This is a genomic window from Pedobacter agri PB92 (genome assembly GCF_000258495.1).
Taxonomy (GTDB): Bacteria; Bacteroidota; Bacteroidia; order Sphingobacteriales; family Sphingobacteriaceae; genus Pedobacter; species Pedobacter agri.
Window position 1 is genome coordinate 19,395 of record NZ_AJLG01000046.1, and the last position, 10,004, is coordinate 29,398.

The 10,004-nt window shown below is 38.2% G+C and carries 7 protein-coding genes; 6 read left to right on the plus strand and 1 reads right to left on the minus strand.

Annotated elements, in window-relative coordinates; all coding sequences use genetic code 11:
• Nucleotides 1-249: 249 nt before the first annotated feature.
• The 6 genes from ON09_RS08920 to ON09_RS08945 all read left to right on the plus strand — a co-directional run bounded on the left by ON09_RS08920 (nucleotide 250) and on the right by ON09_RS08945 (nucleotide 9,139).
• Nucleotides 250-2,361, plus strand: coding sequence for a PQQ-binding-like beta-propeller repeat protein (locus ON09_RS08920; protein WP_010600719.1), 2,112 nt, complete (start codon nucleotides 250-252; stop codon nucleotides 2,359-2,361).
• A gap of 107 nt (nucleotides 2,362-2,468) precedes the next feature.
• A complete protein-coding gene (locus ON09_RS08925; RefSeq protein ID WP_010600720.1) occupies nucleotides 2,469-3,776 on the plus strand; it encodes a hypothetical protein in 1,308 nt (435 codons plus the stop codon).
• A gap of 1,575 nt (nucleotides 3,777-5,351) precedes the next feature.
• Entirely contained in the window at nucleotides 5,352-6,083 is a 732-nt protein-coding gene (locus ON09_RS25645; RefSeq protein ID WP_202947132.1) for a helix-turn-helix domain-containing protein, read from the plus strand.
• 98 nt (nucleotides 6,084-6,181) lie between these two features.
• Nucleotides 6,182-6,778, plus strand: coding sequence for a serine hydrolase domain-containing protein (locus tag ON09_RS26490; protein WP_010600722.1), 597 nt, complete (start codon nucleotides 6,182-6,184; stop codon nucleotides 6,776-6,778).
• Entirely contained in the window at nucleotides 6,757-7,623 is an 867-nt protein-coding gene (locus tag ON09_RS08935; RefSeq protein WP_394358217.1) for a serine hydrolase, read from the plus strand. Before ON09_RS26490 ends, ON09_RS08935 begins: the two co-directional genes overlap by 22 nt.
• A 997-nt stretch (nucleotides 7,624-8,620) precedes the next feature.
• A complete protein-coding gene (locus ON09_RS08945) occupies nucleotides 8,621-9,139 on the plus strand; it encodes an RNA polymerase sigma factor (RefSeq protein ID WP_010600724.1) in 519 nt (172 codons plus the stop codon).
• Nucleotides 9,140-9,288: 149 nt separating this feature from the next.
• Here ON09_RS08945 and ON09_RS08950 read toward each other — a convergent pair.
• On the minus strand, nucleotides 9,289-10,004 hold a 716-nt coding region (locus ON09_RS08950; RefSeq protein WP_010600725.1), incomplete at its 5' end, for an outer membrane beta-barrel family protein.

Consider the following 10,004-nt stretch of genomic DNA (forward strand, 5'->3'; position numbering starts at 1 on the left):
AAATCTTGAGTGTTTTAATTTTGGGTATGGAAACAAAGCTGCTATACCTCAGTGCCCCTATGGTCTCCGTTTTGCATCGTGGATATTTTATCTGCATGCCTGACTCCTTTGATAAAATTTTTTGGCTTTCCCCACTCCAGAAAGGACCACTGAAATAAATGTGGCTGTCTGTTTCCAATTGATACTTCCGGATTTTACTAAACAAGATAAAAACACAATTTAAGATGAAAAACTTTACATCCTAAGCGCATGCATGCTAAGTCTTGCCATACCCGTTTCTGCTCAATTTGGCAAATTAAAAAACCTTGTAGGAAAAAAGACAAACCCCAGCAGGAAAACACCCAGGCTCCTGCAGCTAAAGAATCACCCGCATCAGCTGAGGAAGTTGATGCAACAAATACCAGCAATGTTGCATCATCCGGAAAATCATGGAGCATGCAAACTGATGGCAGTATTGACTGGTTTAGGCTCAGCCCGACCGGGAAGCTGATTGCAGGAACCAATCAGGGTTTGGTTGGTATCGAACCAAATTCAGGAAAGGTTGCCTGGAAACATGAATTCCTTAAAAATATATCCAGAACCAATTACAATCCGATTTCAGGCAGTCCTTTTATCGCGATAGTAACCGGAAGTATCTTCAACATGCAGCAGGTTATTTTAGATGTGTCATCCGGAAAAATCATTGCCAATACCACAGAGTTAGGCATGAAGATGGTCAATAAACGTTATACCGTACCATCACTGGGTGGCATTCTTTTTTCAGGATATTTAAACAACCAGCCTTCACTGGTTTTTATAGACGCAGCCAGTGGAGAAAAAAAATGGGTATTGAGCAAAGTTTTCGACAGCAATTCCGAGGTGATGGCTGCAAAGCCACTGGCCGATGGCTCAAACACGATGTTAATAGCAACCAACAAAAGGCTGTATAAAATTGATGTTTCTTCAGGCAATGTCATCTGGAAAGCCGACTTCAAGACCAGCATTGAGGAAGGTACCTTAGCTACCGAAGTCGCTGAGGAAGTTGACGAAAAAGAGAGTACCAAAGCGGATGAGAAAAAGGGTGGTTTAATGAAATCACTGGGCGGACTGGCCAAAGTCCCAGGCCTGGGTAGCGTAGGAAGTGCCGCGGGAGCCGCAAACTCCGCAGGTAAAATGGGCGCGATGGGCGGAAGCATGAAAGACGGCGCAGCAGTATCAGCAGATGCCGCTTATGGTAAGTTTCTGATTTTGGATAACCAGCCAAATGTGGTTTATTATTATTCCAACCAGCAGATGTCTGCATTTGATCGCAGCACAGGAGCTCCGGTTTGGCAGACGGTCAAGTTTTCTGACCCGGTGTCTCAGGTACTTTATGATGAGCGTGGGTTCTTAATTGCAACAGATGATAAACGGGCGGATTTGATGTTACTGGATTATAAAACCGGGGTGCAAAAATGGAAGCCGGTAAGTTTAAGAGGACGCGTAACTGCCTTGAAACTAAAAGGCAATAGCCTCGCCATTGCCTCAGCCAAAGAATCGGGCAATAACTACATCAATATCGTTGATATGAATTCAGGCAGCACCGCAGCCAAATCAGACATGAAGGTTTCGGGGTACGTCATGGACATCAAACAAAATAATTCTGGGCTGATTTATAGAACAGACCGCGAGCTTAATATTCAGGACCCCGCTACCGGAAAAGACGTTTGGCAGAAAGCCCTTCAATATAAACGAGGAGGTATAGGCGTAGATAAGGGCAATAAAAGTTACTTTTTTGCAGATAACCAGCTTTATCTGATGGATAATGATTCAGGTGAGTACAAAGCGATTAGCAAAAGTCTGAAATTCGGAGGCGATGAAACACCCAACGCGATTGAACTCCGGGAAAAAGGAATCTTGGTTAGTTCATCACAAAATATGGCATTATTTGACTGGGAAGGAAACCTGATCTACAATATTTATCAAAAAGCACCGGGAACGAGCCTGGCAAACAAAATCATGAATGTTACTGCAATTGCAGTGTCCGCAGGAAACTCTGCCTCGCATGGTTTCCAGGCAGGCCTTTCAGGACCGAACACCACTTCATACAACAGCAACATGGCCGCTTCTGACCGTTGGTCGAACATTGGAAGTGCGGCATTCTCGGATATGAAAAGACGGTTCACCGCCTCTCAGGACGCGAAGAACTACAAGACGATATTAACCAGTGTTGATAATGGTGAAGATAGTGGTTATGGATTGGTCAGGGTAAATAAGGATACCGGGAAGATAGAAGGAAAAGTGGTGTTGAATGATAAGAAACCTGATTATATCTCTGATGACACCGATAACCTGGTATTCCTGAAAGACGGAAATAAAAACCTGATAGGCTACAAGCTTTAAAACTGTTAACGCTCTCAATTAACCAAATTCTCAATACTTTCACCGCTCATCAACAAATATCCCTGTCACTAAATAAACTATTTAATAAAAATACCCAAGCAGCTGTTATGACAATTGTATTAGTTAAAGAAAAACGAATTTATGCTTTGATCGTTTTTGCATTGATTGTCTTTTTCAATCAGCAGGCGACAGCGCAAACTGACCTGGAGAAAAGACAACAGGCAAATAAAACATTTGATGAACACTTAAATAAAGTATACGAAAATAACCTTCCGAATAAAAAAAGCACTACCTATTCCGCGCTAACCCCTGCTGAAATAGCCGCAGGCTGGAAAGGCGGCAAAACCATGAGCGAAAAAGAACGCTATAATGCTGAAAATCTTGGTAGCAAACAGATGATTTACAATGAATATACAGAGCATTGGGATGCGCTGTATTCTATAAATAAAATCAATATTAATCAAAGTGATTCCAAATTGCTCGACGCGACAATGCATAACTTAGCAGCCAAGAGCCATCTTTATCTTGCGGATAAAATAGATTGGTATAAGGATTTGTACTTCTCCACGGCAATGAATTCAGATCTTGTATTGCAGCTTCGCAAGATAAAGGCATTAGATTACGACTCTGCCTCGGATGCCGCGCTCGAATTTTCTAAGGAAACTTCTACTAAATCATACGATGAGCTAACGGATTTAATCAAAAAAGCGAGCATTTTACCCATGTCTGCCAGGAATATGATATTGTATCTTTATAAAAAGTATCCTGAGCGGCAACAGCAAACTGAACTTTTGGAATTACAACAGCTACCTTATTTTTTCGGTGCTAATCGTCCATACCTATTTCCCAACTGGAGTCGTTTGAATGAATACACGAACAACCCCTATCCGGGAAGTTACTACGAGAACGCGGGTATATCTGCTGAAGCCCGTTCTGAAATTTTAGAGCGATTCATCAATTTGGCCACAAAATATCCAAAGGAAGGATTGGTTGCGGCAGGATTTTGTCGTCCCCAGCTCAATCCATTTACCCTTTATGCAGAGACCAAAGCAAATCTAAGTGATTTACAAAAAAAAGAATTATACTGGAACGCTTTGCACATCAAAAGAATTCCGGCAGAAACCGCTTATACTGATAATCGGGACATGGAATATGTCATTCTCCGAAAACCTCTGGCCTGGCTAATCAGATATGATAAAGACGGCGTAAAGTCACTGTCTCCGGCTGAGTGGACAGACATAGCAGATCAAACCATAGGAGGAATTTTCAGGATGAGAAATTTTAACTTTTATGTTCAAACTGGTAAATATAAGGGTGGAAATGTATCGATGAGAGATAACTTTGGTAGCCTGGATAATGCTTACAAAATCGCTGAAAAAGAATGGAAGGCAAAAGCAAAGAAAAAAGACATCTGATTTGATAAAATGCAATACATTAATTCACCACGGCATTTTTTTTAAAACGGATGGATGATGGGGCTCCAATCTTTTCAAAGATTGACTGCCAATGTTCAACAAATGAAATTATTCAGTAGGAGAAAATGTCGACTCTAGAAGAACGCAATTCAGATACTTAAAACCGTGAAATTTTTTTTCGATGATCTATCTCGCATGAACACTCAGAAATATAAAGTCACGCTTCCATTATAACATCTGCAAAAAAAAGACATAAGAAAATGGCGGGTAATGAGGTGAGTATCCAGTCTAAAGCCAATTAAATATTGATTAAATACATATTTTTCGGACTATGTACAAACTCCAATATCCTGTTTTTTTCTTATGCGTAGAGGTAAACCTCCTGCAAAGCTCCCGCATAGCTGGTTCAGGAATGGCACCAGGATATTCCCTGCCGATGAAAATTTCGGTTACGGCATACCCTTCTATCTTGGAAAAATGAGATGTTCAATGGGAGATTAAAAACCTGCGATAAAATTTCAGCATTTTATGCAGGTAGCATTGTTAATATGGGTTAGTGCGCCAGCTACGAGCTCAAAATAAGCACCTTCCCACACTAACATTACAAAGCGCACCAGTTTCTTTAGAAGTTTTCAATATCTCTATTGCTGAGCGGTTCACTTTAAATTGTGCTTTTCAAAAATATCAATTAATTGCTTATCAAGCACATCATACTTTGTTAGTTGAAGGACTTTCCGATACGAAAATCACCTCCTTTTTTAAATAGACCGATCATACTTTGCAAATCTTCCTGTGGCCGACATTCCAGTATCAGTTGATGTTAAGTAGATAAATCTTCACCATGGCAGGTCAAGCTGATTAATCTGCAATATCTACATGCTTCTACTGTTATTTAAATGTTGCTTTTGAGTTATTGATTACATAATTCTGCTGGTCTGGCCCACGGCAAGGTAAAATCAGATCAAAAACGAACCCAAGATGAGCAGAAGACAAAAAAATACTTTTAGTAATATGAATGAGTTTTAGGTAATTCCCCAGGATTCGAAAACCAATAGCAATAGATTCGGAATAGAAAAATGATTTTCGAATGCTGTTAAATATGATATTTTATACTTTTGCATCCGATTAAACCCAAATAAATTTCACTTAGCTGTTGTTTGGTTTTCATTTATGGATCAGAGTCATTTTTTAGAGCTAACCTCGTATATTGGGATTGTTCTTGTCATTTTTTTAGTGGTGTTCTTGCTGACGGTAAAAACACAAAACAGACTTTCAAACTGGCTTCTTGCCCTGTTCCTTTTCTTATGTGCATTAGATGCCTGTAAATTTTTGATTAAAGATGTTCCATTGCATCTCCTCAGCTTCCAAGCATTCCGCTGGACTTGTGTCTACCTGGTTCCTGCATCATTTTACCTGTATGTTTCTTCAGTCTGCTTCGAAAATTTTCGTTTTAAACCGAAACACCTTTTACACGCCATCCCCTTTTTTGCTCTTAATTTGTATTATCTAATCGAGATATACGCTAGGAACAGCGCAATAAAATTGCAATTCATCAATAGCATAAATAGGGAACCAATGATGCATTTTTTTTATTTGCTGTTCGAACTGTTATTCCAAGTATATTTTATTACTTCATTTAGATTAATAAAACGATCCAGGACTGTATATCTGGAGAATTATGCAGATCCAAACAATTATTTACTTAATGCACTCTACAAAATAACCATTCTGTACTACGCCCTGCATTTCATAGTTCTGCTCAGATGGCTGGTCATCTTTACTTTAGGCTCTGGCGAGTTCATAAAATGGATAATTACACTCGATAGTTTTGCATTTCTTTCTTGTACCAGCTGGTATCTTTTTGTAGCCCTATACAAACCAGAATTTTTTAGAGGGGTGAATTCTAAATTGGAATCGATCAAGGATACTGTTCCAAAGGAAAAACCTGCTGCTACAATTAGCGAGGAAAAACTGCAACAAATGGAATTTTTGAAAATATTTATGCAGACTAACGAACCCTATTTGAATTCTTCATTGACTATTCAGGATTTGGCCGAAAAAATACAAATGCCGGTCAAAGACTTGTCGACATTGATCAACTTATATATGGATAAACACTTTTTCGATTTCATCAATGAATACCGAATTGAAAAAGCCAAAGAAATACTTCGGGATCCATCGCAAAAAGATTTGACAATTCTGGAAATTCTCTATAAAGTTGGTTTTAATTCCAAATCCTCATTCAGCACCTCGTTTAAGAAACACACGGGAACAACGCCGACAGCATTCAGAAACTCTCTATCCTAGGATATTTTCCACACAAATGAGTTCGACTTTTTTTAGTCGGTCGCAATATCAAAAGCCCTTGCTCATATTTGCAACTTATTATTTGACCACAAACCAACATGAGAAATTTCTTGTATACATGCATCATCCTATTATGCAATGATGCTTTTGCTCAGGACAGTATGAGCACAAAATATGTGGATAGACAAAACGTAGTGGCAACTGTAAAAAAGTCGATCGCAAAAAAATCCAACTACGCTACACAAATCGATTCTTTGATGAAGACATCCTTTGAAAGGAATTTATTCAATGGAAACGTACTTGTAGCTAAAGATGGCAAAATCATCTACCAAAAATCCTTTGGCTTTGCTGACGAGCTCAAACAAAATGCCTTGAATAGTCGGTCAATATTCAACATCGGCTCCATAGCCAAAGAATTCAATGCTGTTGCTATCATGATTTTAGTGGAACGTGGTTCGCTAAACCTGGATGACAAGCTATCTAAATTTAACATGGGATTACCCAAATGGTCAGAAAAGGTTACGGTAAGGCATCTGATCAATTATGCCAGCGGAATACCGCCGATTGAATCGGGATTGACACCAGTATACGATGATGATGCCTGGAAAATTTTGCGAAGCAACGAAAACCTACTTTTGAACCGGGAACCAGTTATCGTTATGACAATGGTAATGTGTTTTTGCAAAGAAGAATAATCGAAAAGGTTTCGGGATTATCTTTTGAAGAATTTGTGATGAAGAATATTGTCAAGCCCTTGAAAATGTTTAACGCAGTGTTTGACCCAAAACCAGGTCATAAAAATCGCACTTCCTGCTATGATATGGAAAATATCAGATGTCCGGAAGTTAAATTTATTCGTGGTTGGCTTTGGATAGATATAAACGATTTATATAAGTGGGTCGAAGGGATGAATTCCAATGAAATCATTTCCAAAAAATCCTTCCAAACACTATTAGAAAATCCCTATGCTAAAGATGAAGGTGGATCACTAGGAAGATATTTGGAAAAGGAAGAGCTACAAAGGCACAATGGGGTATCTTATAGATTTGAATCCATCTTCTTAAATGATATGAAAGAGCGTATTACCATCATCTTGTTATCGAATAACCTAAATCGGGTCTGGGAACTAGGCTATACTATTCACAACCTGATGCTGGGAAAGGGTTACGAAATCCCTAAAAAATCCATTTATCAAGCGATTAGAACCGAAGGCCTTGTAAATGTGGATAGGGCTATAGAGTCATATTATCGACTGAAAGCAAATGCTGCTGAGGAGTTTAACTTCAAGAATCCGAGTGAACTCAATAAATTAGGATATGAACTCCTGCGATTAGGTAAACACCGTGAATCAATAGCCATTTTTAGACTGGCCACAACAGAGTTTCCGAATGACGCCAACCTTTTCGACAGTCTGGGAGAAGCTTACTATACAAATAAACAATATGATTTAGCATTGAAAAGCTACAATATGGCCATAACCCTGGGTGAAACAACCGGAAACTCAAACAAAATGGCCGAAAAAATAAGGTCAATTAATTGATGGTAGCCCCTATAGTGAATTGTCAACGTTTAGCTCATTGAGGCCATGTATCATATTAAAGTATAATGATACTAAAAAGGATAAGTCAGAAAGGCGTTCCAAGAATAGTTCCGAAAACCAGAAATGTTAAATAAGTGCTGATTAAATTTTATTGTATGATATTCAAATATCAATCTATATTGAAAACGCATAGCTAAACATTAGACTAGGAAGTTATATTTGAAGACTTACAGTTTAATCTTGAGGCTAATTTGAGCAAAATATAGTCGATTTATTTAAATAGCTTGTACGAATGAAAATTTAATAATTTTAATAAACCGATATATGCTATCAAGCGTTATGTATATCATCATCCCTATGATGATTATACTTTTGTTAGTAAGAAAAGGCATCCTATGGAGGTTTTATTTGGTTTCAAAGCTGAATATTCTTTACTGGATCGCGAAAGAAAGCGATAATTGAACAACTTCCTGGCGTATAGCTCGCCGCAGGGAATGCCAAACACGGTCAGCTGGTGAGCAAATTTACTTTTAATCATCACCCAAATGCAAAATCGCGAAGAAATCTTACTGTTAGCAGACTTTCCATCCTGTAATTTTAAGGCACCATTAGACTAGCAAGCATTATTATTGCTTTGCTCTTTTTTCTTGGCAGCACTTTATATTTTTATAACCGCACGCTGCGTGATTATAAGGTTCGTGCATGCTTGAGAACATGCTGTACTAAGAAACCATGGCAATTGGAAGAAATAGCCGCTTTGAAAGCAAATGCTGAACGTATTGGGGATGGCGAATATGAAATCGCACCAGATCGCTCAAATAAACCTTCAGAGCATCATCCCTCAAATCTTTTTACATCAAAACTCCACTTATTTTTTTGCGAGAGCCGGCAGAAAGATTAGTTGCTTCTGGAAATATCGTTACAACTCAAACAAATACAACTGTTATTTGTCCTATACAATGCCTGAGTTAACAGGCTAAAACTTTATATCAAGAATATGAACCAGCTCCAATTTGCACAAATGATCAATGAGCACAAAACGATGCTCAGCACTTTTGCACTAAAATTCACTAAAGATAATGATGATGCCAATGACCTCATTCAAGATACTATGGTAAAAGCTATTAGATTTTCGGCGGGATTTAAAGAGGGTACAAATGTCAAAGGCTGGTTATACACCATTATGCGCAATACGTTTATTAATGACTACCGTAAAGTTATAAAAACCCAATCTCTAATTTCGCAGGAAGAGGAACTTAGCTCGGCTCATCTTATGCATAGCGCAACGCATAACCAGGTCGATGGCGCCTTTGCGATGCGTGATATTAAACGAGCAATCGGTAATTTACCCGAAGCGCTATCAGCCCCATTTATCCGTTACGTAGAAGGATATAAATATCATGAAATTGCCATTGAACTTAATTTGCCTATAGGTACGATCAAAACTCATATCCACGAGGCCCGCAAACGCCTGAAAAAACAATTACAGATTTACCGTAGTGGTCAATGCAATTAAACTGCGCAAGACATATAGATGCGAAGTGGACCAAATACAGGATATTTGTATTATTTTTCTATACTTTCTATTATTGGTTATTTTAAGAAGAAAAGAGGTCGTTCTTCAATTAACAAATATTTGAGATGTAGTTAAATACCGTATAGAATTTAAAAATTCCATTTGACGCGATTTTGAATATCGCCGTTGTCAGTTTTTCTTTCCTTAATGGCAAATGGATTTCCGAACCGGTATGAAAATGAAAGGATTAATCGACGTCCATCAACGTTTACATGACTATTCATATCAATATTCTGGTAACGGGTAAACTGCCTGAACTGACTTGATTGAAAAACATCATTTAATAGCAGTTTGACATTTGCTTTATCTTTCAACAACGTTTTTTGTCCTGCAATAGAAATTACATAGTAAGCTTTTTCAATTCCTGTGCCATATACTGATTTTGAATTTAAATATCCATTCAGTTCAAATGAATACCCCTTGCCAGCTTTAAATGAGTTTTGGCTATTGAAACTAAAACTGGTCATGCTGTTTGAAAAAATGCCAATCTCTCCCTCGCCATTATATTCGTTTCTGTAAACATTGACAAAATTAGTCGCATTCCACCATTTAAAATAATCAGTCTGCCCCGTGAAACTCAGCCCGTAATTAATAAGATTTTTCAAATTCTGAGGACTTTCAAAAGTTGTATTAATTGCATCAATCTGACCGGTAATCCAGGTCATTACATCTTTTGTTTTGCTATAGTTGAGAGCGCTTGTATATTTTCCTTTAAACACGTGACTGATGACAAAATTCTGGGTCAATTCTGGCCTAAGGTTCGGATTTCCTTCATAATACAGCAACGGATCTCTAAAAACCCGAA